This window comes from Neorhizobium sp. SOG26 (assembly GCF_003491345.1).
GTDB classification, from domain to species: Bacteria; Pseudomonadota; Alphaproteobacteria; order Rhizobiales; family Rhizobiaceae; genus Neorhizobium; species Neorhizobium turbinariae.
In genome coordinates, this window is record NZ_CP025512.1 from 2,782,023 (window position 1) to 2,804,022 (window position 22,000).

23 protein-coding genes and 1 pseudogene are annotated in these 22,000 nt (G+C 61.5%); 10 read left to right on the forward strand and 14 right to left on the reverse strand.

What is annotated here, in order from left to right:
- Nucleotides 1-67: 67 nt before the first annotated feature.
- The 3 genes from CYG48_RS13825 to CYG48_RS13835 form a co-directional block, all read right to left on the reverse strand.
- Nucleotides 68-1,021, reverse strand: coding sequence for an ABC transporter substrate-binding protein (locus CYG48_RS13825; RefSeq protein WP_118850907.1), 954 nt, complete (start codon nucleotides 1,019-1,021; stop codon nucleotides 68-70).
- A gap of 89 nt (nucleotides 1,022-1,110) precedes the next feature.
- Nucleotides 1,111-2,283 (reverse strand): 23S rRNA (adenine(2503)-C(2))-methyltransferase RlmN, encoded by a 1,173-nt coding sequence (gene rlmN, locus CYG48_RS13830; RefSeq protein ID WP_118851664.1) that lies wholly within the window; start codon nucleotides 2,281-2,283, stop codon nucleotides 1,111-1,113.
- Nucleotides 2,284-2,566: 283 nt separating this feature from the next.
- Nucleotides 2,567-3,076, reverse strand: coding sequence for an invasion associated locus B family protein (locus CYG48_RS13835; protein WP_118850908.1), 510 nt, complete (start codon nucleotides 3,074-3,076; stop codon nucleotides 2,567-2,569).
- A gap of 328 nt (nucleotides 3,077-3,404) precedes the next feature.
- Between CYG48_RS13835 and CYG48_RS13840 the strand changes: the two genes are divergently transcribed.
- Entirely contained in the window at nucleotides 3,405-3,968 is a 564-nt protein-coding gene (locus CYG48_RS13840) for a sigma-70 family RNA polymerase sigma factor (protein ID WP_118850909.1), read from the forward strand.
- Between the two features lie 8 nt (nucleotides 3,969-3,976).
- Here CYG48_RS13840 and CYG48_RS13845 read toward each other — a convergent pair whose 3' ends face one another.
- The 4 genes from CYG48_RS13845 to CYG48_RS13860 form a co-directional block, all read right to left on the reverse strand.
- Nucleotides 3,977-4,378: a YkvA family protein gene (locus tag CYG48_RS13845; RefSeq protein WP_118850910.1), complete on the reverse strand. Its 402-nt coding sequence runs from the start codon at nucleotides 4,376-4,378 to the stop codon at nucleotides 3,977-3,979.
- 58 nt (nucleotides 4,379-4,436) lie between these two features.
- Entirely contained in the window at nucleotides 4,437-4,739 is a 303-nt protein-coding gene (locus CYG48_RS13850; protein WP_118850911.1) for a 4a-hydroxytetrahydrobiopterin dehydratase, read from the reverse strand.
- A 13-nt stretch (nucleotides 4,740-4,752) separates the two neighbouring features.
- Nucleotides 4,753-5,337, reverse strand: coding sequence for an RNA 2',3'-cyclic phosphodiesterase (gene thpR, locus CYG48_RS13855; RefSeq protein WP_118850912.1), 585 nt, complete (start codon nucleotides 5,335-5,337; stop codon nucleotides 4,753-4,755).
- A gap of 72 nt (nucleotides 5,338-5,409) precedes the next feature.
- Complete coding sequence (locus tag CYG48_RS13860; RefSeq protein WP_445304306.1) at nucleotides 5,410-6,054, reverse strand: arylesterase; 645 nt, start codon at nucleotides 6,052-6,054, stop codon at nucleotides 5,410-5,412.
- A gap of 76 nt (nucleotides 6,055-6,130) precedes the next feature.
- On the opposite strand from CYG48_RS13860, the gene CYG48_RS13865 reads away from it, so the two are divergent.
- The 4 genes from CYG48_RS13865 to CYG48_RS13880 all read left to right on the forward strand — a co-directional run bounded on the left by CYG48_RS13865 (nucleotide 6,131) and on the right by CYG48_RS13880 (nucleotide 11,022).
- Complete coding sequence (locus CYG48_RS13865; RefSeq protein ID WP_118850913.1) at nucleotides 6,131-6,841, forward strand: ABC transporter ATP-binding protein; 711 nt, start codon at nucleotides 6,131-6,133, stop codon at nucleotides 6,839-6,841.
- Nucleotides 6,838-9,381 carry an ABC transporter permease gene (locus tag CYG48_RS13870; protein WP_118850914.1) on the forward strand — a complete coding sequence of 848 codons (2,544 nt, stop codon included), beginning with the start codon at nucleotides 6,838-6,840 and terminating at the stop codon, nucleotides 9,379-9,381. The genes CYG48_RS13865 and CYG48_RS13870 overlap by 4 nt, the downstream gene beginning before the upstream one ends.
- 233 nt (nucleotides 9,382-9,614) lie before the next feature.
- Entirely contained in the window at nucleotides 9,615-10,352 is a 738-nt protein-coding gene (locus CYG48_RS13875) for a Bax inhibitor-1/YccA family protein (RefSeq protein WP_118850915.1), read from the forward strand.
- A 112-nt stretch (nucleotides 10,353-10,464) separates the two neighbouring features.
- A complete protein-coding gene (locus tag CYG48_RS13880) occupies nucleotides 10,465-11,022 on the forward strand; it encodes a GNAT family N-acetyltransferase (RefSeq protein WP_118850916.1) in 558 nt (185 codons plus the stop codon).
- A 12-nt stretch (nucleotides 11,023-11,034) separates the two neighbouring features.
- Here CYG48_RS13880 and CYG48_RS13885 read toward each other — a convergent pair whose 3' ends face one another.
- The 4 genes from CYG48_RS13885 to acnA form a co-directional block, all read right to left on the reverse strand.
- Nucleotides 11,035-11,421, reverse strand: coding sequence for a DUF2794 domain-containing protein (locus tag CYG48_RS13885; protein ID WP_118850917.1), 387 nt, complete (start codon nucleotides 11,419-11,421; stop codon nucleotides 11,035-11,037).
- 261 nt (nucleotides 11,422-11,682) lie between these two features.
- Nucleotides 11,683-12,432, reverse strand: coding sequence for a DUF1223 domain-containing protein (locus CYG48_RS13890; RefSeq protein ID WP_118850918.1), 750 nt, complete (start codon nucleotides 12,430-12,432; stop codon nucleotides 11,683-11,685).
- A gap of 205 nt (nucleotides 12,433-12,637) precedes the next feature.
- On the reverse strand, nucleotides 12,638-13,375 hold the full coding sequence (locus CYG48_RS13895; RefSeq protein ID WP_199925149.1) for a sulfite exporter TauE/SafE family protein: 738 nt from the start codon (nucleotides 13,373-13,375) through the stop codon (nucleotides 12,638-12,640).
- Between the two features lie 90 nt (nucleotides 13,376-13,465).
- On the reverse strand, nucleotides 13,466-16,159 hold the full coding sequence (gene acnA, locus CYG48_RS13900) for an aconitate hydratase AcnA (RefSeq protein ID WP_118850919.1): 2,694 nt from the start codon (nucleotides 16,157-16,159) through the stop codon (nucleotides 13,466-13,468).
- Between the two features lie 273 nt (nucleotides 16,160-16,432).
- Between acnA and ccmA the strand changes: the two genes are divergently transcribed.
- From ccmA to CYG48_RS13925, 5 genes are read left to right on the forward strand one after another with little or no spacing between them, the layout of a single operon-like run.
- Nucleotides 16,433-17,077 (forward strand): heme ABC exporter ATP-binding protein CcmA, encoded by a 645-nt coding sequence (gene ccmA / locus CYG48_RS13905; RefSeq protein ID WP_118850920.1) that lies wholly within the window; start codon nucleotides 16,433-16,435, stop codon nucleotides 17,075-17,077.
- Complete coding sequence (gene ccmB, locus CYG48_RS13910; RefSeq protein ID WP_118851667.1) at nucleotides 17,074-17,733, forward strand: heme exporter protein CcmB; 660 nt, start codon at nucleotides 17,074-17,076, stop codon at nucleotides 17,731-17,733. Before ccmA ends, ccmB begins: the two co-directional genes overlap by 4 nt.
- A 43-nt stretch (nucleotides 17,734-17,776) precedes the next feature.
- Nucleotides 17,777-18,529, forward strand: a complete 753-nt coding sequence (locus CYG48_RS13915) for a heme ABC transporter permease (RefSeq protein ID WP_118850921.1) — start codon at nucleotides 17,777-17,779, stop codon at nucleotides 18,527-18,529.
- A gap of 7 nt (nucleotides 18,530-18,536) precedes the next feature.
- Complete coding sequence (gene ccmD / locus CYG48_RS13920) at nucleotides 18,537-18,716, forward strand: heme exporter protein CcmD (protein WP_118850922.1); 180 nt, start codon at nucleotides 18,537-18,539, stop codon at nucleotides 18,714-18,716.
- Nucleotides 18,713-19,321 carry a DsbE family thiol:disulfide interchange protein gene (locus tag CYG48_RS13925; protein WP_118850923.1) on the forward strand — a complete coding sequence of 203 codons (609 nt, stop codon included), beginning with the start codon at nucleotides 18,713-18,715 and terminating at the stop codon, nucleotides 19,319-19,321. The genes ccmD and CYG48_RS13925 overlap by 4 nt, the downstream gene beginning before the upstream one ends.
- On the opposite strand, the pseudogene CYG48_RS13930 reads toward CYG48_RS13925, so the two are convergent.
- From CYG48_RS13930 to ftsY, 3 genes and pseudogenes are all read right to left on the reverse strand, one after another.
- A pseudogene (locus tag CYG48_RS13930) lies at nucleotides 19,318-19,827 on the reverse strand (DUF2585 domain-containing protein); the annotation flags it as partial. The gene CYG48_RS13925 and the pseudogene CYG48_RS13930 overlap by 4 nt on opposite strands.
- Before the next feature lie 74 nt (nucleotides 19,828-19,901).
- Nucleotides 19,902-20,549 (reverse strand): septation protein A, encoded by a 648-nt coding sequence (locus CYG48_RS13935; protein ID WP_118851668.1) that lies wholly within the window; start codon nucleotides 20,547-20,549, stop codon nucleotides 19,902-19,904.
- Nucleotides 20,550-20,602: 53 nt separating this feature from the next.
- A complete protein-coding gene (gene ftsY, locus CYG48_RS13940; protein ID WP_118850925.1) occupies nucleotides 20,603-21,994 on the reverse strand; it encodes a signal recognition particle-docking protein FtsY in 1,392 nt (463 codons plus the stop codon).
- Nucleotides 21,995-22,000: the final 6 nt, after the last annotated feature.

A 22,000-nucleotide genomic window follows, 5' to 3' on the forward strand; every position in this document is an offset into this window, starting at 1 on the left:
GGGTGGCGGATCGATGGTGTTCGGGCGTCGGCCTTTGAACCGCCGACGCCCGCTGATAGGCAGCGGCTTATTCGACGACGCGGCTTGCGCGCGACAGAACGGCCTCGGAGAAGGTGACGCCCATCTTTTCAGCGGCCTTCTTGTTGATCACAAGGTCGGTACCCGCAGCAACCTTCACCGGGATGTCGCCAGGCGCCTCGCCCTTCAGTACGCGGACCACGACTTCGCCCGTCTGCTTGCCAACGTCGAAGTAGTTGAAGCCGAGCGCTGCAAGTGCGCCGCGCTGGACCGAATCCGTATCGCCGGCATAAAGCGGCAGCTTGGCTTCCTCGGCCACGCCAACGGCGGCCTCGAAAGCGGAGACGATCGTGTTGTCGGTCGGGATGTAGATGACGTCGGCGCGGCCAACGAGCGCACGGGTCGCACCCTGCACTTCGGCGGACTTCGTGGCGACGGATTCGATCACCTGCAGCCCGGCCTTCGTCGCCTCTTCCTTGAGAGCGGCAAGGGTGGAAACAGAGTTCGCTTCAGCCGTGTTGTAGACGAAGCCGATCGACTTGGCGTCCGGAGTGATTTCCTTGATCAGCGCCACGTGGTCGGCAACCGGCGACATATCGGAGATGCCGGTGACGTTGCCGCCGGGCTTGTCCATGTCCTTGACCAGCTGCGCGCCGACCGGATCCGACACCGCCGTGAAGACGACGGAGATGTCGCGCGTCGCCGAAACAACGGCCTGTGCAGACGGGGTCGAGATCGGAACGATGACGGTCGGGTCTTCGCCAATGAACTGGCGGGCAATCTGGGCGGCCGTGCCCGGGTTGCCCTGTGCCGATTCGTACAGGAATTTCAGGCCTTCGCCTTCCTTGTAACCGGCCTCGACCAGCGCTTCCTTGACGCCGTCACGGACAGCATCGAGAGCAGGATGTTCGACGATTGCGGTAACCGCAACAGTCACATCCGCAGCCTTTGCAGGCATGACGAGCGCCGTCGCGGCGGCGAGGGCGAGAATAAAGTTGCGCATGTTCTCCTCCAGAGTCGCTTCTTCTGTCACGTCTCTTATGGAGCCATCGCGTTGAAATCAACTGGATGGTGATAGCGAACGCTTGCGGATCAGTCGTCTTCGCCGTGGCCGGCGATCATCATCGCTTCGAAGGCAAGACGTTCGGTCTTGCGCATGCGTTCCGATTCCGACTTCAGCTGGCCGCAGGCGGCCAGGATGTCGCGACCGCGCGGGGTGCGGATCGGCGATGCGTAACCTGCCTGGTTTATGAAATCAGCGAACTTCTCGATCGTCGCCCAGTCCGAGCACTGGTAGTTAGTGCCGGGCCAGGGGTTGAACGGGATGAGATTAATCTTTGCCGGAATGCCCTTCAGCAGCTGGACCAGCAGCTTTGCATCCTCCAGGCTGTCGTTGACATCCTTCAGCATCACATATTCGAAGGTGATACGGCGGGCATTCGAGAGGCCGGGATATTTGCGGCAGGCCTCAATCAGCTCCTTGAGCGGATACTTCTTGTTGATGGGCACCAGCATGTCGCGCAGTTCGTCACGCACGGCATGCAGCGAGATCGCCAGCATGACACCGATTTCTTCACCGGTGCGGTAGATTTCCGGCACGACGCCGGAGGTCGACAGCGTGACGCGCCGCTTCGACAAGGAGAGGCCGTCGCCGTCGGTGGCAATCAAGAGCGCCGTCTTGACGCTTTCGAAATTGTAGAGCGGCTCACCCATGCCCATCATGACGATGTTGGTGATCTTGCGCTCGCCGGTCGGCACGAAGGCGCCCGGAGGCGTATCGGTGCCAGGGAAATCACCCAGCCGATCGCGCGCCAGGAGAAGCTGCGACAGGATTTCTTCCGCCGTCAGGTTGCGGACGAGGCGCTGCGTGCCGGTATGGCAGAAGGAGCAGGTGAGCGAACAGCCGACCTGGCTCGAGATGCAGAGCGTGCCGCGACCTTCTTCGGGGATATAAACCGTCTCGACTTCGACCGGACGGCCAGCGCCACGCGGCGGAAAGCGCAGCAGCCACTTGCGGGTACCGTCGTTCGACACCTGCTCTTCGACGATCTCGGGACGTGCGATGGTGAAATGCGTCTTCAGCATTTCGCGCATGTCTTTCGCGACGTTCGTCATCGCATCGAAATCAGAGACGCCGCGAATATAGAGCCAATGCCAGAGCTGGCTGACGCGCATGCGCACCTGCTTTTCCGGCACGCCCTTGTCTTTCAGCGCCGTGCCCATCTCTTCACGGCTCAGCCCGATCAGCGACGGCTTGCCTGACATCAGGTCCGGACGGGGCACCAGCGGGGTCTTCAATGGGGCCAGAACGGCCTCGGAAACCGACATGTCTTCATCCTGTCGAACGCCTGTTATCCCGCATCAACTCAGCGGAACCGGGCGATATGTCTGTTCGTGGAATATGTGATGGCGCTCACGGCACTCCAAGTGCCGGACCGCATGTTGATGCGGCCTTTATCATCAAATAGCGGCCGCGTCACCCCTTCCGGCGAAATGCAAAAAGGCCGGTCACGAGACCGGCCTTCGAATTCAAGCGACGGATAATGCCTTACTTGCAGGACTCGATCTGCTTCAGGGCGGCCGAAATGCCTTCCAGATTGTAGGTATAGGCGGTCTTGGTGCCGCGTCCGGAGACGGCGTTGACGCTCATGGTCCGCCCGGCCTTCATGGCGGCGACGAGCGCCGGCTCTTCAGCCGCGTTCTCCACCCAGGCTGCCTTGTCCTTGGTGAACATCGTGAACTTCTTGTTGTCGATCGTCACGGTGACCTTGGAATTGGCCTGCAGCGTGTAACCCACCATGGCCTGCGGCTCGTAGGAGATGTTCTGGCCGGGACGCTGCGAGACGATGAAGAAGATATCGCCGTGATCGACGGTCGTCGGTTCCTTGGCAGTCGGCACCGAAAGCACGTAGCAGACATTGCCGCCGCCAGACTTGTAGGAATAGGCGCCCCACGCCTTGAACTGCTGGATCCGGGTCGGAGCGGGTGCCTGGGCGGAAGCCAAACCAGCGCCGGCTACCAAGAACATCAATGCGGTCGCGATCGTTTTTACAGACATAGTCTCCTGCCGATTTTCTTTTGTCTCTGCGGCGCAATGCCGAAGCATGGCCAAGGCATGATCCTGATTCGGTGCAATTTGACTTAATTCCGGTTACCAAACCGTCAACAAGCCGTATCAAAGATGTGCAGCACGTACCCGCCCTTTAGATCCGGCGAAAACATTCGATCGCCGTTGTCTTATTCAATCTTGCCGGGAAGACCATGCACAGCGCCCAGCAGTGACACAAGGAATAGGGCGAGAGTTTGTCCTTTTCCTCCGTCTCGCGATGACGTTAGAATGTCAACTCTAACGCGAATCGCATTGGATAATACCTGCCGTTGCCTGCATGGACGAAAACCAAAAAGACCACTTCGCCAGCTTGGTAAAGGCAGTGGCCGATGAGCGCGATCAGACAGCCTTTACTGCGTTGTTTGATTACTTCGGCCCGCGGCTGAAATCCTGGCTGGTACGGCAGGCGATGAGCCCGGATGAAGCGGAGGAGCTTGTCCAGGAGGTGATGACCGTGCTTTGGCACCGGGCGCATCTTTACAACCCGCGCCAGGCGTCGATCTCGACATGGCTGTTCCGGGTCGCGCGAAATCGGCGCATCGACGCGCAGCGCCGGGCCAGGCATCGGGTCTCGGAGGCCTACGCGCCGCTTTATCCTCTGACAGAAACGCCGGCTGCCGACATGATGTTCGAGAGGGAGGAACAGGCGGCAAGGGTGCGGGCCGCACTTTCCGGTATTCCACCCGAGCAGATGGAACTGGTGACGGCTGCCTTCTTCCTCGGCCAGTCGCATGCGCAGATCGCATCCCAGACGGGGCTGCCGCTCGGGACCGTGAAATCGCGCATCAGGCTGGCATTCGAACGGCTTCGCAGGGCGCTTGAGGACGACACACCCGCCTGACCCAGGGGTCAGGTGCCGCTGTGCACCCCGCCGGTCATGTCCGGGTGGTCGGCCAACGCTGCATCGGCTGCTTCGTAATGACGATCGGCGATATGCCCCTGAATCATCCGGAAGGCAGTGGCGAGCACGGCGATATCATCGGTGAAACCAACAACCGCGAAGACATCCGGAACGACATCGATTGGCAGGACGAAGTAGCCGAGGGCGGCGAGCAGGATGCCGCGGACGCGCGTCGGCGTCTTGGGGTCAACGGCGCAATAGTAAGCGGCCACGAGGTCACGACTGAAGGGGACATAGCGCACGGCGCGCTTCAGCGTCGGCCAGAACTTGGCCCGCACCTGGCGTTCCTGGCGGTTTTGCGCCTTCTCGTCGCCCGGCAAGAGAATTTCCCCGATTTTCACGTCGTCCATGTTCGCTCCACTGTCTCGGATGCAGACCCCTTACATATGGTTCTTCCGAGGATGGGGATCAATTGCGGCGTCCGTATGCCTTGTCCATGGCCCGCGCGAGCTTGAAATCATGTTGCGTGAGGCTTTTGGTGGCATGCGTCGTGAGCAGCACATCGACGCGGGAATAGCTGTTCGACCATTCGGGGTGATGGTTGAGCTTCTCGGCCCGCATCGCGCATTCGGTCATGAAGCCGAAGGCCTCGATGAAGGTCTTGAAGGTGAAGCTCTTGAAGATGGCATCGCCATCCGGCTTCAACTCCCAGCCATCCAGGGACGGCAGCTCCCGTGCCGCGGCTTCGGCATCAAGCTTCTCGTAGTCCATGGTCGTAGCGTCCTTAAAGGAAGCCCTGTTCCAGTTCCGCAGCGCCCGCGTAACCGTAGCTCGTTTCGCGAAGCGGGAAGACTTCTTCCGTCAGATAGGGTCCGCCGCCGACCGATTCCTTCGACGACAGCAGCACGAAACGCCCCACGGTGAAGGTTGGGGCAAAGAAGTTGCCGCGACCGGAGAGATAATGGACGACGTCATCGAGGCGGCAGTTCTTCAGCCTCGCAAGCGTTACGTGCGGGGTGAACTTGCGTGGATCCGGCGGCAGGCCGATGCGCTGGCAGATGCGCTCGATCTCGCCTTGCAGCGCATTGAGTTCAGCGGATGGCGAGACCCCTGCCCAGATGGAATGCGGCTTCTTGGAACCGAAGGAGCCGATGCCGCTCAGCGTCAGCGGGAATTCCGGTCGGTCGATGCGATCGAGCCGATCGACGATCTCGTCGGCGGTGCGCCCATCGACATCGCCGATGAAGCGCAAGGTGATGTGGTAGTTTTCTACGTCGATCCAGCGGGCTCCGGGGAGACCGCCGCGCAACAACGAAACGCTCATGGCCAGATTGCGCGGTATTTCGAGGGCGGTGAAAAGTCTCGGCATGGGGACCTCCTCGAATCTTTTGCAGACGCTAACAGCGGATCATGCAACGGAGTTCCGCGCAAGTCGGGTTTTTCACTTGTGATCAATGTCCCCCAGGAAGCTTTCTACCAGCGCCAGGGATTTCTCGACCATGATGTCGACGCCCTTTGCGTTCGGATGCATTCCGTCCTCCAGCTGCGTTCCTTCCACCGTCACGACGCCATCAAGAAAGAAGGGGTAGAGCTTGACGGAATACTTCTGCGCCAGTCGTTCGTAGATCGGGTTGAACCGGTCGGCATAGTCGCTCCCCATGTTCGGGGGCGCCATGATGCCCACCAGCAGAACCGGAATGTTTCGCTCCTTTAGCCGCGCCAGCATCGCATCGAGGTTCTTCTCGGACTGCTCGGGAGAGATGCCGCGCAGCGCGTCATTGGCGCCAAGCTCCAGGATGACGCCGTCCGTGCCGTCGGGCACCGACCAGTCGATGCGGGAAAGGCCGCCTGACGTGGTATCGCCCGAAACACCAGCATTGGTGACCACGACATTATGGCCCTTGGCCTTCAGCGCGGCTTCGAGCTTCGCGGTATAGGATTCGGACGGCGCAAGCTGGTAGCCTGCCATGAGGCTGTCGCCGAAACCGACAAGCTGGAGCGTTCGATCCTGCGCGCCGGCCGGCAGAGCGACAAGGCCCATAACCGACATGACGATGAAGTGAAGCAGCCTTGCTTTAAAACTCAAGATCCGTCTCCTAGATTTGGCGCTACCGCAATGCGGCATCAGCGCGAGGCATGGGCCCAATATAGGACGGATCTCTTTGACTAGAACCATCATCACGTTGAAGAAGGCGGACCTCACGCTTGGCAGTGCCGCCGCATCCGTCCATGTCCTGAAGGAAATTGACCTCGAGATCGGCGCCGGCGAAGCGGTTGGCATCGTTGGCCCGTCGGGTTCGGGCAAGTCGACTCTGCTGATGGTGCTGGCAGGGCTCGAACGGCTCGACCGCGGCGAGATCATCATCAACGACGCACCGCTGCATGCGCTTTCGGAAGACAAGCTTGCTGACTTCCGCGGCCGCAACATCGGCATCGTCTTCCAGTCCTTCCACCTGATCGCCAACATGACGGCGCTCGAGAACGTCGCGGTTCCGCTTGAACTCGCCAACGTCAAGAACCCGTTCGACATCGCGCGCCGGGAACTGACTTCGGTCGGCTTGGGCGAGCGGCTCAGCCATTATCCGGGCCAGCTCTCGGGTGGGGAACAGCAGCGCGTGGCGATCGCTCGCGCGCTTGCCCCGTCACCGGCGGTACTGATTGCCGACGAACCGACCGGCAACCTCGACACCGAAACGGGCCGCCAGATTGCCGACCTCCTGTTCGCAAAACAGGCTGAGCGCGGCATGACCATGCTGCTTGTTACCCATGACAATGCGCTTGCCGCCCGCTGCTCGCGCCAGATCAAGGTCCGCTCCGGGCAGATTGTCGGTGACAGCGCCCAGCCGGCACGCGCCCAGGCTGTCATGGCATGACGGCCTTCCTGCCTCGGCTCAAGATCGCCCTTCGCCTGGCGCTGCGCGAAATGCGCGGCGGCCTTGGCGGTTTTTATATCTTCCTTGCTTGTATTGCACTTGGCACCGGCGCGATCGCTGTCGTCAATTCCGTCTCGCTTGCAATCACCAGCGCGATCGCGAGCCAGGGCCAGGAGATTCTCGCCGGCGACATCCGCTTCGAACTCAACAACCGCGAGGCGAACGACAAGGAACGCGCCTTCCTCGACAGCCTCGGTGAAGTCTCGGTGTCGACAGGCTTGCGCTCCATGGCGCGCAAGCCAGACGGCTCGGAACAGGCGCTCGTCGAGGTGAAGGCGGTCGATGGCGCCTATCCTCTCTACGGCACCTTCGTCTCCGAACCGACCGAACCGCTCGGCCAACTCCTGTCCCGCGACGGCGAGACATTCGGCGCCGTGGCGGCGCCGCTGCTCCTCGAGCGATTGGGACTGCAGGTGGGCGACGAGATCCTGCTTGGCAACACGCGCCTCAAGCTGAGCGGCACCATCACCACCGAACCGGACGCGCTATCGGAAGGGTTCGGCTTTGCGCCGCGGCTGCTCGTCAGCCGAGAGGCGCTGGCCGCCTCCGGACTGATGGCGAACGGCAGCCTGGTTGAACATGCCTACAAGGTGAAGCTCCAAGATCCATCACAACGCGCCGCCATCCAGGCGCGGGCGATGAAGGAGTTTCCGAGTGCCGGCTGGTCGATCCGGGTGAGCGACCGCGCCGCGCCGTCGCTGACGGAAAATGTCGACCGCTTCTCGCAATTCCTGACCCTCGTTGGGCTGACGGCGCTCATCGTCGGCGGTGTTGGCGTCGCGAACGCCGTGCGCGCCTTCCTGGATGCCAAGCGGACCACCATCGCGACCTTCAAATGCCTTGGCGCACCGGCTTCCGTGGTGACGCTGATCTACCTCATCCAGATCCTGGCGCTGGCGGCGATCGGCATCGTGCTCGGACTGATCATTGGCGCGATCTCCCCCTTCGTGGCGCTGCGTTTCCTGGAAGGTACTCTCCCGGTTCCGAAGGAACTGGTCTTTTATCCGTCCGCACTGGGTCTTGCCGCCGTCTTCGGCCTGCTGATCACCTTCGCCTTTGCCATCCTGCCGCTGGGTCATGCTCGCGAAGTGCCGGCCACCGCGCTCTTTCGCGAGCAGAGTTTCGACAACACGCGCCTGCCCTCCTGGCCTTATCTTCTTGCCGGGGGGCTGGCGCTTGCAGCCCTTGCCGCGCTCGCGATCATTTCCGCGGATGACCGCTTCATCGCCTCCGTCTTCCTGGCGGCCGTCGCCGGCGCCTTTGTCCTGCTGCGCCTCGTCGCAGCGCTGATTGCCGCGATTGCCAGGCGAGCCCCGCGCGTGAACTCCCCTGCCCTGCGGCTCGCAATCGGCAACATCCACCGCCCCGGCGCCCTGACGCCGTCGGTGGTACTCTCGCTCGGCCTCGGTCTGGCTCTTCTGGTGACGCTCGCCCTCATCGACGGAAACATGCGCCGCCAGTTGAACGGACGGATCATGGAGCAGGCGCCGAACTTTTTCTTCGTCGATATCCAGGGCGCTGAGCGCGAAGGTTTTGTGAACATCCTGAAACAGCTGTCGCCGCAGGGCACGGTGACGCAGGTACCGATGCTGCGCGGGCGCATCCTCGCCTTCAACGGCCAGGACGTGGCGCAGATGAACGTGCCGCCGGCCGGCCGCTGGGTCCTGCGTGGCGACCGCGGCATTACCTATGAAGAGGCGATTCCGAGCAACTCCACCCTGACGGAGGGGCAATGGTGGCCGGCAAACTATGCCGGCGAGCCGCTCGTTTCCTTTTCCGCAGAAGAGGCGGGCGAGCTCGGCCTGAAGCTCGGTGACACGGTGACGGTCAACGTGCTTGGCCGCAACATCACGGCCAGGATCGCCAACTTCCGCAAGGTCGAGTGGGAGTCGCTGTCCATCAACTTCGTGATGGTGTTCTCGCCGAACACCTTCCGCGGCGCGCCGCATGCCTGGCTGGCGACCTTGAGCGATCCTTCGGCGACCGCGCAACAGGAAGCCGCCATCCTGCGGCAGGTGACCAACACCTTCCCGACCATCACCAGCGTACGGGTGAAGGATGCGATCAGCATCATCGACCAGCTCGTCGGCCAACTCGCAACGGCGATCCGTGCGGCCGCGGCGGTTGCCTTGATCGCCTCGGTGCTGGTGCTTTCCGGAGCGCTTGCCGCTGGAAACCGCGCCCGCACCCATGATGCCGTGATCCTGAAGACGCTCGGTGGCACGCGCAGCATGCTGATGCGTGCCTTCTCCTATGAATACATGATCCTTGGCGCCGCCACGGCTGTCTTCGCACTCGTTGCCGGAGGCCTCTCGGCCTGGTTCGTCGTCAGCCGCATCATGCGCCTGCCCTCGACCTTCCTGCCGGATGTCGCGGTGATGACGCTGGTGATTTCACTGGTCCTGACCGTCGGGATCGGTCTTGCGGGCACATGGAGGATCCTCGGTCAGAAGGCCGCACCCGTGCTGCGAGAACTTTGATACAACCTTGAGGTTCATTCGCGGATCGGCACCCGCATCAAAATCCCGTCATACCGCCCATAGGTTGCCGAACCCGGCCCGAATTGGCGGGCTTGCGATGATTGAACCTCTTGTATGAAGAACATTCTCGCATCATATTGTTTTACAGGCTTGCTGGAGCTCCGCAGCGGCGCCTGGATCTGCGAAACATCAGACCCGACACCGTAGTAATTCCGGAGCTTAAAGAGGAAACAATGGCTGACTTTAACAACTACCAGAACCGAATGGCGCAGTCCCGTGCGCAGTCCGGTGCGATGATCGATGAGGGCCTACGGACCTATATGCTGAAGGTTTATAACCTGATGGCACTCGGCCTCGCGATCACCGGCGTGGCCGCCTATGGCACTTACGCTCTGGCGGTTTCCAACCCGGGCTTCGCACAGCTGATGTATGGCTCTCCGCTGAAGTGGGTCATCATGCTGGCACCGCTGGCGATGGTCTTCTTCCTGAGCTTCCGCATCCATACGATGAGCGTTTCGGCCGCGCAGACAACCTTCTGGGTCTATGCCGCACTGATGGGCCTGTCGATTTCGTCGATCTTCCTAGTCTATACCGGCCAGAGCATCGTGCAGACCTTCTTTGTGACGGCTGCCTCGTTCGGCGCGCTGTCGCTCTTCGGCTACACGACCAAGAAAGACCTGTCCGGCTTCGGCTCGTTCCTGATCATGGGTCTCTTTGGCCTGATCATCGCGTCGATCGTCAACATCTTCCTGGCGTCTTCGGCGATGAGCTTCGCCATCTCCGTGATTGGCGTTCTGATCTTCGCAGGCCTCACCGCCTACGACACGCAGAAGATCAAGGAAATGTACTATGATGCCGACGACGTTGCCGTGATGGGCCGCAAGGCGATCATGGGTGCGCTGACGCTCTACCTCGACTTCATCAACCTGTTCATGTTCCTGCTCCAGTTCCTGGGCAACCGCGACGACTAAGGTTGAGGAAACTGACATTCGAAAAGGCGGCCTTCGGGCCGCCTTTTTTGTTGTGCGGCAGCGGATGTCGATCTAGCCTGCTTGGATTGTTCCATTCTGCCAGACCGCCGCAATGACCATCCGCATCCGAAACGCCTCTCCGAGCGACCTCCCCACCATCACCGAAATCTATCGCGACAGCGTGGAAAACGGCGTGGCGAGCTACGAGCTGACGCCGCCCGACCTGGCGGAGATGACGAAGCGCTTCGAGGCGATTACCGCGCAAGGTTACCCTTATATCGCGGCAGAGGACGAGACAGGTCGTCTCATCGGCTACGCCTATGCCTCCGCCTTCCGGACACGTCCTGCCTATCGCTGGCTTGTGGAGGATTCGATCTATCTGTCGCCCGGAGCGCGCGGCAAAGGCACCGGCAAGGCGCTCTTGAGGGAGTTGCTCGCTCGCTGCGAAACCCTCGGCTTCCGCCAGATGGTGGCGGTCATCGGCGGGGCGAGCCCCGCTTCCGTTTCAGTTCACAAATCGCTGGGTTTCGAAATGACCGGCATGCTGAGGGGCACTGGCTTCAAGCATGGCCGCTGGCTGGACACCGTGTTGATGCAGATCGCGCTTGGCGACGGCACGCAAACCCTGCCCGACATGGCCGCCTATCCCGGTTCGCTGTTTGCCGGGTAACCCGGCTCGACCTCAGTCGATCAGCTTCAGCGCCTTGTCGAAGACTTTGAGCACCTGCGGCAGTTCGTGGCCGCGCTTGAGGATCATGCCATTGGTATTGATCACCGAATAGGCGCCCTGCTTGGCGGCGAGCTTCGGGTTCTTTTCGATGCGGAAAAGCGGCATTTCGCCGGACCGCTTGAAGACGCAGAACACGGCACGGTCCTTCAGGTGGCCGATCGAGTAGTCCTTCCACTCGCCTTCGCCCACCATGCGCCCATAGATCCTCAGGATCGCGTCGAGCTCCCTCCGGTGGAAGGTAACCGGCGCGGGATCGCGGCTTTGGCGGTATTCGCTGAGACTGACGACACTTGCGTCCTGGGGTCGGTTCGACCCTTGCAAATCCGGCTGATCAGTCATCTAGGCTCCACATCGTCGATATCGACCACCTGACAATGTGCCCCAGGCAGGTGAAAATGCAAGCCTGCCGGCCGGAAGTTGAATGCGGATGATCTAATTAATCTTGCCCAATTTAGGACAAAAGAGTGCCTGAATTCAGGGCGACAGTCTCATCGTTGGTTGGCGCCGATTTTCGCGCCATATGGCCCGGTTCGCCACATTGACCCTTACCCCCAGCCCCCCAATGTGCCGGACCGGGCCGCCAACAACTTCCCGGATCAGCTAGTGTTTCTTGCGGCCTGCCATGAGAATGGTGGCGCCGATGATCGCCGAGGGCTCTCCGCCTTCGCTCGAGGTCTGTAGCAGGATGGCGCAGCCGTCCTTCTTGGATTTCCCCATCAGTTTGCCGGGAAGCGTGAGCTTCATGCTCTCGCCATTCCAGGTGCCGACCGACTGGACGTCATAGACGGCGTGCCAGTAATCCATGTTCTTGCCGCTGTTTTCGCCCTTCGTCACTTCCACCTGCTGGCGCTTGGTGAAATAGGCGACCACGACATCGGCATTGCCATGCCCCTTGCCAATCTCGATCTCGATCTCGTCGCCATGCATCGCCGCATGCACCGGCACGGTCAGCCCGTGTCCCGATTCGCCCAGCCCCTTCACCCTGTCGTTGATGACAGCAAGGTCGGTGCCCTTTACGTGCTCACGGCCATTGATGATTGCCTGCGGGGTATAAACACCGGTGCGGCCGAGCGTCTTGGCGTAGCCGTACTGGCGCTCGGTATTTTCCTTCGAGGAAAGTGTGTCGGTCCAGCCGAGGTAGTTCCAGTAATCGACGTGATAGGAAAGGACCACCATGTCGCCCTGTGCGACCAGTTTGGCGATGGCGGCATCAGCGGGCGGACAGGATGAACAACCCTGCGAGGTGAAGAGCTCCACCACCCCCTTAGGCGCTTTTGCCTCGTCTGCGTGTGTTGCGTTGGTCGCGCAAAACAAGCTCAGGACGAGGATGAACGCGCGGGAAAATGGCATGGTGGCGAAGCCTTTTCATTCACAACAACTGTTTGTTCAAACATCAACTCGCTGAGAAGATGCAATGACTGCAGCCCCAACGCTCAAGACGTCGGAAGGTAACCGTGGCTTGCCTTCAAGAGAAAGTCACGAAGGGGTGAAGACCGGATATTTGATCGGCTTTGCGAGGCGGTCAAGCGATTGATTTGACTGTATCCGCAAGCGTTCAGACGAGTTTCATCAGCCCCTGGGTCAGGTAGACGGCGCCGACGGCCGTCACCACCCAACGCGTCCAGGCGCGAAAGTTGGCGTCCGTCATCTTCTGCACGATCCCGCTTCCCGTATGGGCGCCGAGAATCGCGAGAGGTGCAGCGATGAGGAATGAGATCCAGTCCGCCGGCGGCAGGTTGATCGCGGCATCCCAATAAAAGGCAATCTTCGTCAGGTGCGACAGGGTCTGGATGGACGCTTTCGTGGCAATAACCTTGCGCCGGTCCATCTGGGTGCGGATGAAAAAGACGTCGATGGTCGGGCCGGCAACACCGACGCTGATGACCAGGGCTCCGGACAAGAGGCCGCCGAGGAAGGCGTGCGAGGGGCGGGAGGCGTCCAGTTGCAGCCGCTTCAGGGGGAGCCAGACGAGGATCGGCATCAGGCCGACACCGATCAGCACCACGATGAGGTTCGGCGTGTAATCGACAAAGAAAAGGAAGGCGCTGGCGGCGAGCACGCCGAGGCACAGCATGCCGAGAATTTTCCAGTCGATATAGGCGCGCGAGAACCAGGCACGCGAACCGTTGGACACGGTCTGGATGACACCGTGGATCGCGATGGCCGTACCGACGGGATAAAGGAAAAGCAGGACCCAGAGGAGGATCAACCCGCCTGCCATCCCGAAGATGCCCGACAGCAGCGACGTCAGGAAGACGGTGACGGCCATGGCAATGAGGACGACAAGGAACAAGGCAGGCGACCTTGGGAAGGATGCCCACCCACGGGCAAGAGAGGGAAGCCCCCGCCGGAGGCTAGCTCCGGCGGGGGCAGATCTTGAGACTTAGGCTGCGAGGTCGCGCAGAACCGTCTGCAGGATGCCGCCGTTGTTCATGTAGGTGACTTCATCGAGGGTATCGATGCGGCAAAGGATGTTGATTTCCTTCACCGTGCCGTCGCCGTAGGTGATCTTGGCAGTCTTCCATTCGCGCGGCTTGATGTCGCCTTCCAGACCCTCGATGGTGACGGTTTCGTCGCCCTTGAGGTTCAGCGAAGCCCAGGTCGTGCCTTCCTCGAAGACGAACGGGACAACGCCCATGCCGACGAGGTTGGAGCGGTGGATACGCTCAAACGACTGCGCGATGACGGCCTTGACGCCAAGCAGGTTGGTGCCCTTGGCAGCCCAGTCACGCGAGGAACCGTTGCCATATTCGACACCGGCGAAGATGACGAGCGGCGTGCCTTCGTCCTTGTACTTCATGGCGGCGTCGTAGATCGACATCTCTTCCTTCGACGGATAGTGGATGGTGTAGCCACCTTCCTTGCCGTTCGGGCCGAGCATGTGGTTTCGGATGCGGATGTTGGCAAAGGTGCCGCGCATCATCACTTCATGGTTGCCGCGACGCGTGCCGTACTGGTTGAAGTCGGCGACGCCGACACCATGGCTGGTGAGGTAGGCGCCAGCCGGAGACGCAGCCTTGATCGAACCGGCCGGGGAAATGTGGTCGGTGGTGATCTTGTCGCCAAAGAGACCGAGGATGCGTGCACCCTTGATGTCCTTGAGGCCGCTGCCCGTCTTGCCCATGCCGACGAAGTACGGCGGGTTCTGGACGTAGGTCGACTTGTCGTCCCAGGCATAGGTGTCGCCTGCCGGGATCTGCACGGCCTGCCAGTGCTCGTCGCCCTTGAAGACGTCTGCGTACTTCGTTTCGTAAAGTTCGCGGGTGACGTACTTCTGGATGAACTCCTGCACTTCGTGCGAGGTCGGCCAGATGTCCTTGAGGTAGACCGGGTTGCCGTTCTGGTCTTCGCCGATCGGCTCCTTGGTCAGGTCCTTCTGCACCGTGCCGGCGAGCGCGTAAGCGACGACGAGCGGCGGCGAAGCAAGGTAGTTGGCCTGGACGTCCGGCGAGATACGGCCTTCGAAGTTACGGTTGCCCGAAAGCACGCCCGAAACGATGAGGCCCTTGTCGTTGATCGTCTTGGAGATCGGTGCCGGCAGCGGCCCCGAGTTACCGATGCAGGTCGTGCAGCCGAAGCCGACGAGGTTGAAGCCGAGCTTGTCGAGGTCTGCCTGCAGGCCGGACTTGGCAAGGTATTCGCCAACAACCTGGGATCCCGGTGCCAGCGAGGTCTTCACCCACGGCTTGGACTTCAGGCCCTTGGCAACAGCGTTGCGAGCCAGGAGGCCTGCAGCGATGAGCACGCTCGGGTTGGAGGTGTTGGTGCAGGAGGTGATCGCAGCAATGGCAACGTCGCCGTGGCCGAGGTCGAAGTCGGTGCCTTCAACCAAGTAACGGTTCGAAAGCTGGCCCGGCTTCTTGTATTCGGTGTCGAGCGAGGTTGCGAAACCGGATGCGATGTTTTCGAGCGCAATGCGGCCTTCGGGACGCTTCGGGCCGGCCATGGACGGAACAACGTCGCCGAGGTCGAGTTCGAGCGTATCGGTGAAGACGAGTTCCGAACCGTCGCCTTCGCGCCACATGCCCTGAGCCTTCGAATATGCTTCGACAAGTGCGATCCGGTCATGCGTGCGGCCGGACATGGTCAGGTAGTTGATGGTCTCGCCGTCAACCGGGAAGAAGCCGCAGGTTGCGCCATATTCCGGACCCATGTTGCCGATCGTCGCACGGTCGGCGAGCGGCATATTGTCCATGCCCGGGCCGAAGAATTCGACGAACTTGGAAACAACGCCCTTCTTGCGCAGCATCTGCACGACAGTGAGAACGAGGTCGGTCGCGGTGACGCCTTCCTTGAGCTTGCCCGTCAGCTTGAAGCCGATGACTTCCGGCAGGAGCATGGAAACCGGCTGGCCAAGCATGGAAGCTTCAGCTTCGATACCGCCCACGCCCCAACCAAGGACGCCGAGGCCGTTGATCATCGTGGTGTGCGAATCGGTACCAACGCAGGTGTCCGGATAGGCGACGGTCTCGCCGTCTTCTTCATTGGTCCAGACGGTCTGGCCGAGATATTCGAGGTTCACCTGGTGGCAGATGCCAGTGCCCGGGGGAACAACGCGGAAGTTCTTGAATGCCTGCTGGCCCCACTTGAGGAAGCGGTAGCGCTCGCCGTTGCGCTGGTATTCCAGTTCGACGTTCTTGGCGAACGCCTGCGGCGTGCCGAATTCGTCAACGATGACCGAGTGGTCGATGACGAGGTCGACGGGAACGAGCGGGTTGATCTTTTCGGCATCGCCGCCGAGAGCCTTGATGCCGTCGCGCATGGCGGCGAGGTCAACAACGGCCGGAACGCCGGTGAAGTCCTGCATGAGGACGCGTGCCGGACGGTAGGCGATTTCAGCCTCGGTGCGGCCCTTGTTGTTCAGCCATTCGGCAACAGACAGAATCTGCTCCTTGGTGACCGACTTGCCGTCTTCAAAACGCAGCAGGTTTTCCAGCAGCACCTTCATGGAGAAGGGAAGCCTGGAGACGCCCGGCAGACCGTTCTGCTCTGCCTTGGGCAGGCTGTAGTAGACGTAGTCCTTACCGCCTACGGTAAGGACGGAGCGACAATTGAAACTGTCGAGAGATTTAGCCACGGAAAATAACCCCGCTGATACTTAAGAGCCAACACGCGCGTGCGGACGCCTATGCACTTCATGCACATCAGGATGCGGGTGCGACCATTTCCGCTGTCCGCACGAGAAGGTTTTTGAGGCCTCCAGGTTCGGCGCAAGGTGGAAGTCACGCCGGTCGCTGGCGTGGTTGCGAACCATATAGATAATTTCTAAACAGGGTGCCAGAGCCGATACGGCATCATCTCGAACATTTTTCCACGCGAGATGGTTAAAATTGAAACAAAGGCCCGAACCATGCGGCTGGAAGCCGAGAACCTGAGCGCCCGGCGTGGGGAAGACCTGATCTTCAGGAACGTGTCTTTCGTATTGCAGGCTGGCGAAAGCCTGGTGCTGACCGGCCGCAATGGCTCCGGCAAATCGACACTGCTGCGTGTGGTGGCCGGACTGTTGCGCCCGGAGGTGGGACGAGTGCGCTGGCATTCCGATACAAGCGATTCGGGGATGCGTCCCTCCGAAGCCTGTCACTATCTCGGCCACCGTAACGCGATGAAGGCGGAACTCACCGTCTCCGAAAACCTGTCCTTCTGGAAGACATTCCTCGGCGACTTCCATGGCGGGCATGGGCTGACGGTCGGCGAAGCTGCCGAAGCCGTGGGGCTTGGCGACATTACCCACCTGCCCTTCGGCTACCTTTCCGCCGGCCAGCAACGCCGCATGGCCTTCGCCAAGCTGCTCGTCGCCTACCGCCCGGTCTGGATCCTCGACGAACCGACCGCCGCACTGGACGTAAATGCTGAAAGCGTCTTCACCTCTCTTATCAAGCAGCACCTCACCGGCGGCGGCATCCTGCTCGCCGCGACCCACCAGCCGCTCGGGCTCGAGAATGCGAAGGAATTGCGCATGCAGGGGTTTGCTGGCGTGGCGGAGGAGGTGTGGTGACCGCGCTCCTCCTCCGCGACCTCAAGCTCTCGGTGCGCGCCGGCGGTGGCGCGCTGATTGGCGTGCTGTTCTTCATGACGGTGGTCGCCGTCATTCCCTTCGGTGTCGGTCCCGACCTCAACCTGCTCGCCCGCATCGGCCCGGCGATCGTCTGGATCGGCGCGCTCCTGTCCGCACTTCTCGGCCTCGACCGGATGTTCCAGACGGACCGCGAGGATGGATCGCTCGACCTCCTCCTGATGCAGGAGCACCCGCTCGTCCTGACCGTGCTTGTCAAATGCCTGGCGCACTGGCTCGGCAACGGCTTGCCGCTGGTGATCGCCTCGCCGCTGCTCGGGCTCTTCATGAACATGAGCGAAGTCGCGATCGGCGCCACCATGCTGACGCTGCTGGTCGGAACCCCGGCGCTGACCTTTATCGGCGCTGTCGGGGCAGCCGTTGCCGTGACGCTGCCGCGCGGCGGGCTCCTGGTCTCGATCCTCGTGCTGCCGCTGGCAATCCCGGTACTGATCTTCGGCGTCAGCGCAGCCTACGCCGCGGTTGAAGATCCCGCCCCGTTTATGCCGCCTTTTCTGATATTGGTGGCCATCACGATGTTTTTTGCCGTTCTCGGTCCGCTCGGTGCGGCCCTCGCTTTGCGAACGGCGAGCGATTGACTAAAATCAAGATCTTGCGCCTGTTGTGCACTAGAAAGCGTTCATGACTGAAAGTCTCGCCATTACCAAGTTCAGCGATCTTGCCAACCCGACGCGGTTCCTGGCGCTGGCGGCACGTCTCCTGCCCTGGATGGCGGGAGCAACCGCGGTCCTCTTCGCGCTCGGCCTTTATCTCAGCTTTGCAAGCGAGGGCGACTACCAGCAGGGCATGACGGTGCGCATCATGTATGTGCATGTGCCAGCCGCTTGGCTTTCGATGATGTGCTACACGGTGATGGCGGTTTCGGCGGTCGGCACGCTCGTATGGCGCCATCCGCTGGCCGATGTCAGCCACAAGGCGGCAGCGCCGCTCGGCGCCGCCTTTACCCTCATCGCACTCGCTACCGGCTCCCTCTGGGGAAAGCCGATGTGGGGCACATGGTGGGTGTGGGATGCGCGCCTCACCTCCGTCTTCGTGCTTTTCCTGATGTATCTCGGGCTGATTGCGCTGAACCGTGCCATGGAGGATCCGGGCAAGGCAGCGCGTGTCTCGGCCGTGCTGATCCTGGTCGGCTTCGTCAACATCCCGATCATCAAGTTTTCCGTCGAATGGTGGAATACGCTGCACCAGCCTGCGAGCGTGATCCGCATGGACGGGCCGACGATCGATAAGGAATTCCTGTGGCCCCTGCTGGTGATGGCAGTCGCGTTCACGCTTCTGTTCTTCACGCTGCATGCGGCTGCGATGCGAAACGAGATCCTGCGCCGGCGCGTGAGTGCGCAGCGCCGCATGGCCGCGCGTCTTGCCGGGCGGTAGGCATGACATGAGCCACACCTTCTATATCGCCATGTCCTATGCGGTCGCCGCCCTCGTTACGCTCTGCCTGATCGGCTGGGTCTGGCTGGATGGGCGTGCGCGCCAAAGGGAACTGGCCGAGCTTGAAGCCGCCGGCATTCGCCGCCGGTCTGCCCAGCCGAAGACGCCCGAGGCCAGCAAGGCATGAGCACCGAAACAGACAAGGCCTCTGCGCCGCGCAAGGGTGTTGCACGGTATGCGCTGGCGCTCGTCCCGCTCGTGCTGTTTGCAGGTTTTGCCGCGGTCGCGGGCAAGATGCTCTACGACCAGGACGTCAACGGCCGCGACATCTCCGCCATTCCTTCGGCGCTGATCGGCAAGAACGCGCCGTCGCTCAACCTGCCGCCGCTCGAGGGTTCGAATACGGCAGCGCTGACCGACGCGGCGATGAAGGGCAAGCTTACCCTCGTCAACGTCTTTGCTTCCTGGTGCGTACCGTGCCGGCAGGAGCACCCCATCCTCAAGGAGTTGGCCAAGGACAGCCGCATCACGGTGGTCGGCATCAACTACAAGGACCGCAACGACAACGCACTGCGTTTCCTCGGAGAGCTCGGAAATCCCTACAAGGCAATCGGCGTCGATCCGAACGGCAAGGCCGCGATCGACTGGGGTGTCTACGGGATTCCGGAAAGCTATCTTGTCGGTCCCGACGGGACGATCCTCTACAAGAAGGTCGGGCCGTTCGATGAGCGCAGCCTCACCCAGGACCTGCTGCCCGCAATCGCCAAGGCAGCAGCACCTGCCAGCAGCTAGAGCGCGCCCTGCCAGGCACGGATGGCATCGATCGGCCAGATCAGCATCACCACGTTGAGGGTGAGGTTGTCGCGGATGATGTAGCCCGTCAGCAGTTCAAAGAAGATGGCAATCGTGATCGTCAGCCAGACAGGCAGGCGTGATGCGGCCAGGAAGCCGAACACCATGAACACAGTGTCCATCGCCGAATTGAGGATGCTGTCGCCGGTGTAACCGAGCGCCATGGTCGCGGTGCGGTAGCGATCGATGATGATCGGCGAATTTTCCAGGATCTCCCAGGCCGCCTCGATGAAGACCGCAAGCGTCAGCCGCTCCATCAGCGGCCGGCGGCGCAACAGCAGCCAGCCGAGAGCATAGAACAGGAAGCCATGGATGATGTGCGACGGCGTGTACCAGTCCGACAGGTGCTGGGAATTGCCGCTAGTGTTGACCCCGCCTTCCCAAAGCTTGATCTCACCGCATTCGCAGATCGGAATCCGCCCCATGCCGTAGAGGATGGCGATCTGCAGCAGGAACAGGACAACGGCACCGATGAGCCAGCGCCGCGAGGATGTTGCGAACGGAGAAGGCTCGACCAAACTCACTTCTCAGCCTCGCCCTGCGGCTGCACCGTGTGCCGCATGATGAGCGGCATCTGCGCGAGCGTGAAGGCGATAGTGATCGGCATCGTACCCCAGACCTTGAAGTTCACCCAGAAGGCGTCGGAGAAGTTACGCCAGACCACTTCGTTGAGCAGGGCCAGGAACAGGAAGAACACGCCCCAGCGCAGCGTCAGCTTCTTCCAGCCTTCGCTGTCGAGCTGGAAGGCGGCGTTGAAGACATAACCGAGCAGCGACTTGCCGAACAACATGCCGCCAAGCAACACAACGCCGAACAGGGTATTGACGATGGTCGGCTTCATCTTGATGAAAGTCTCGTCCTGTAGCCAGATCGACAGCGAACCGAAGATCAGCACGACGACGCCGGAGACGAAGGGCATGACCGGCAGATGCTTGAAGACGATCTTGGAGATGACGAGCGAGATGACGGTCGCCACCATGAAGAGCGCGGTCGCGACCAGCAGCGGACCGCCTATCGCCGACAGCGCCGGAAACTTTTCCACCAGCCATTCGCCGCGCAGGTTACCGAAGAAGAAGACCAGCAACGGGCCGATCTCCAGCGCCATCTTCAGCCCTGGATGCTGCTTTTCTTCCTTGCTGGGCGAAACATCGCTTTCGATCGTCTGCATGGGATCCAACTTGTTATTGCCGTCGCGCCGAGCCAAACCGGTTTTCTGTGGCATCAATGCGTCAGGCCTGCAATGGCATGCGCGAAATCTTGCGCTTCGAAGGGTTCGAGGTCATCGACGCCTTCGCCGACACCGATGAAATAGACCGGCAGCTTATGCTTGGCAGCGATGGCAACGAGAATGCCGCCGCGCGCCGTGCCGTCGAGCTTGGTCATGATCAGGCCGTTGACGCCGGCCACGTTGCGGAAGATCTCCACCTGCTGCATGGCGTTTTGACCAGTGGTGGCATCGAGCGTCTGCAACACGGTATGCGGCGCATCCGGATCAAGCTTGCCAAGAACGCGGACGATCTTCTCGAGCTCCGCCATCAGTTCGGTGCGGTTCTGCAGGCGACCGGCGGTGTCGATGATCAGGACATCGCTCTTTTTCGCCCGCGCCTGCTCATAGGCGTCATAGGCGAGGCCCGCCGCATCGGCGCCGAGCTTGGTGCCGATGAATTCAGAGTTGGTGCGGTCTGCCCAGATCTTCAGCTGCTCGATCGCCGCGGCACGGAAGGTATCGCCAGCGGCCAGCATCACCTTCAGGCCGGCGCCGGAAAGCTTGGCGGCGAGCTTGCCGATCGTCGTCGTCTTGCCGGTGCCGTTAACGCCGACGACCAGGATCACGTGCGGCTTGTGGTTGAGGTCGAGTTGCAGCGGCTTGGCGACCGGCGTCAGCACCTTCGTGATCTCGGCCGACATGATGCGGGAGACATCGTCCCCCGAGACATCCTTGCCGTAACGCTCGGATGAAAGCGCACCGGTGATGCGCATGGCGGTCTCGACGCCAAGATCGGCCTGGATCAACAGATCTTCGAGCTCCTCCAGCGTTTCTTCATCGAGCTTTCGCTTGGTGAAAAGTGCGGTGATCTGGCCGGTCAGCTGAGAGGACGTGCGCGCAAGGCCGGCGCGCAGGCGCTGGAACCAGTTGAGCGCTGGCGGCGGTACGACAGCCACCGTTTCCGGCTGCTCGGGCGCGGTCGCAAATCCCTTCGGAAGCACCGGCTCGGCCGGCACTGCGGTTGCCTCTGCGGGAGTGGTTTCGGCTTCGTCTGCGGCGGCTTCTGCTTCGAGCAGCGACAGCGGCACCACTTCGATCTCGGACGGCGGCTCGGCCGCGGGGACCAGGGCTGCGGCTTCTTCCTCGGCTTCTCCCTGGGGCGGCGCTTCCGTCGCTTCCGGCTCGACATTTTCAGCCGGCAAGTCCGCAGCCGGGCCACCCGCCGTTTCGATCTCCGCCGGTGCAACGGGATCGACCGGCGAGACCGGCAGGTCTTCCTGGCGCGACGCAGGCTCCAGCTCCTGCTGAATCTCGGCGCTGTCCTCCGGCTTGACGACATCGGGAGCCGGCTCTTCAACCGGTGGCGGCCCGAAGGTGAAAACGCGTTTGATGAAGCTCAGTGCCATTGAATT

Coding starts and splice junctions, on each gene's coding strand:
- CYG48_RS13825 (WP_118850907.1), bottom strand. CDS start 1,021: ATGCGCAACTTTATTCTCGCCCTCGCCGCCGCGACGGCGCTCGTCATG.
- rlmN (WP_118851664.1), bottom strand. CDS start 2,283: ATGTCAGGCAAGCCGTCGCTGATCGGGCTGAGCCGTGAAGAGATGGGC.
- CYG48_RS13835 (WP_118850908.1), bottom strand. CDS start 3,076: ATGTCTGTAAAAACGATCGCGACCGCATTGATGTTCTTGGTAGCCGGC.
- CYG48_RS13840 (WP_118850909.1), top strand. CDS start 3,405: ATGGACGAAAACCAAAAAGACCACTTCGCCAGCTTGGTAAAGGCAGTG.
- CYG48_RS13845 (WP_118850910.1), bottom strand. CDS start 4,378: ATGGACGACGTGAAAATCGGGGAAATTCTCTTGCCGGGCGACGAGAAG.
- CYG48_RS13850 (WP_118850911.1), bottom strand. CDS start 4,739: ATGGACTACGAGAAGCTTGATGCCGAAGCCGCGGCACGGGAGCTGCCG.
- thpR (WP_118850912.1), bottom strand. CDS start 5,337: ATGCCGAGACTTTTCACCGCCCTCGAAATACCGCGCAATCTGGCCATG.
- CYG48_RS13870 (WP_118850914.1), top strand. CDS start 6,838: ATGACGGCCTTCCTGCCTCGGCTCAAGATCGCCCTTCGCCTGGCGCTG.
- CYG48_RS13875 (WP_118850915.1), top strand. CDS start 9,615: ATGGCTGACTTTAACAACTACCAGAACCGAATGGCGCAGTCCCGTGCG.
- CYG48_RS13880 (WP_118850916.1), top strand. CDS start 10,465: ATGACCATCCGCATCCGAAACGCCTCTCCGAGCGACCTCCCCACCATC.
- CYG48_RS13885 (WP_118850917.1), bottom strand. CDS start 11,421: ATGACTGATCAGCCGGATTTGCAAGGGTCGAACCGACCCCAGGACGCA.
- CYG48_RS13890 (WP_118850918.1), bottom strand. CDS start 12,432: ATGCCATTTTCCCGCGCGTTCATCCTCGTCCTGAGCTTGTTTTGCGCG.
- ccmA (WP_118850920.1), top strand. CDS start 16,433: ATGCGGCTGGAAGCCGAGAACCTGAGCGCCCGGCGTGGGGAAGACCTG.
- CYG48_RS13915 (WP_118850921.1), top strand. CDS start 17,777: ATGACTGAAAGTCTCGCCATTACCAAGTTCAGCGATCTTGCCAACCCG.
- ccmD (WP_118850922.1), top strand. CDS start 18,537: ATGAGCCACACCTTCTATATCGCCATGTCCTATGCGGTCGCCGCCCTC.
- CYG48_RS13925 (WP_118850923.1), top strand. CDS start 18,713: ATGAGCACCGAAACAGACAAGGCCTCTGCGCCGCGCAAGGGTGTTGCA.
- CYG48_RS13935 (WP_118851668.1), bottom strand. CDS start 20,549: ATGCAGACGATCGAAAGCGATGTTTCGCCCAGCAAGGAAGAAAAGCAG.
- ftsY (WP_118850925.1), bottom strand. CDS start 21,994: ATGGCACTGAGCTTCATCAAACGCGTTTTCACCTTCGGGCCGCCACCG.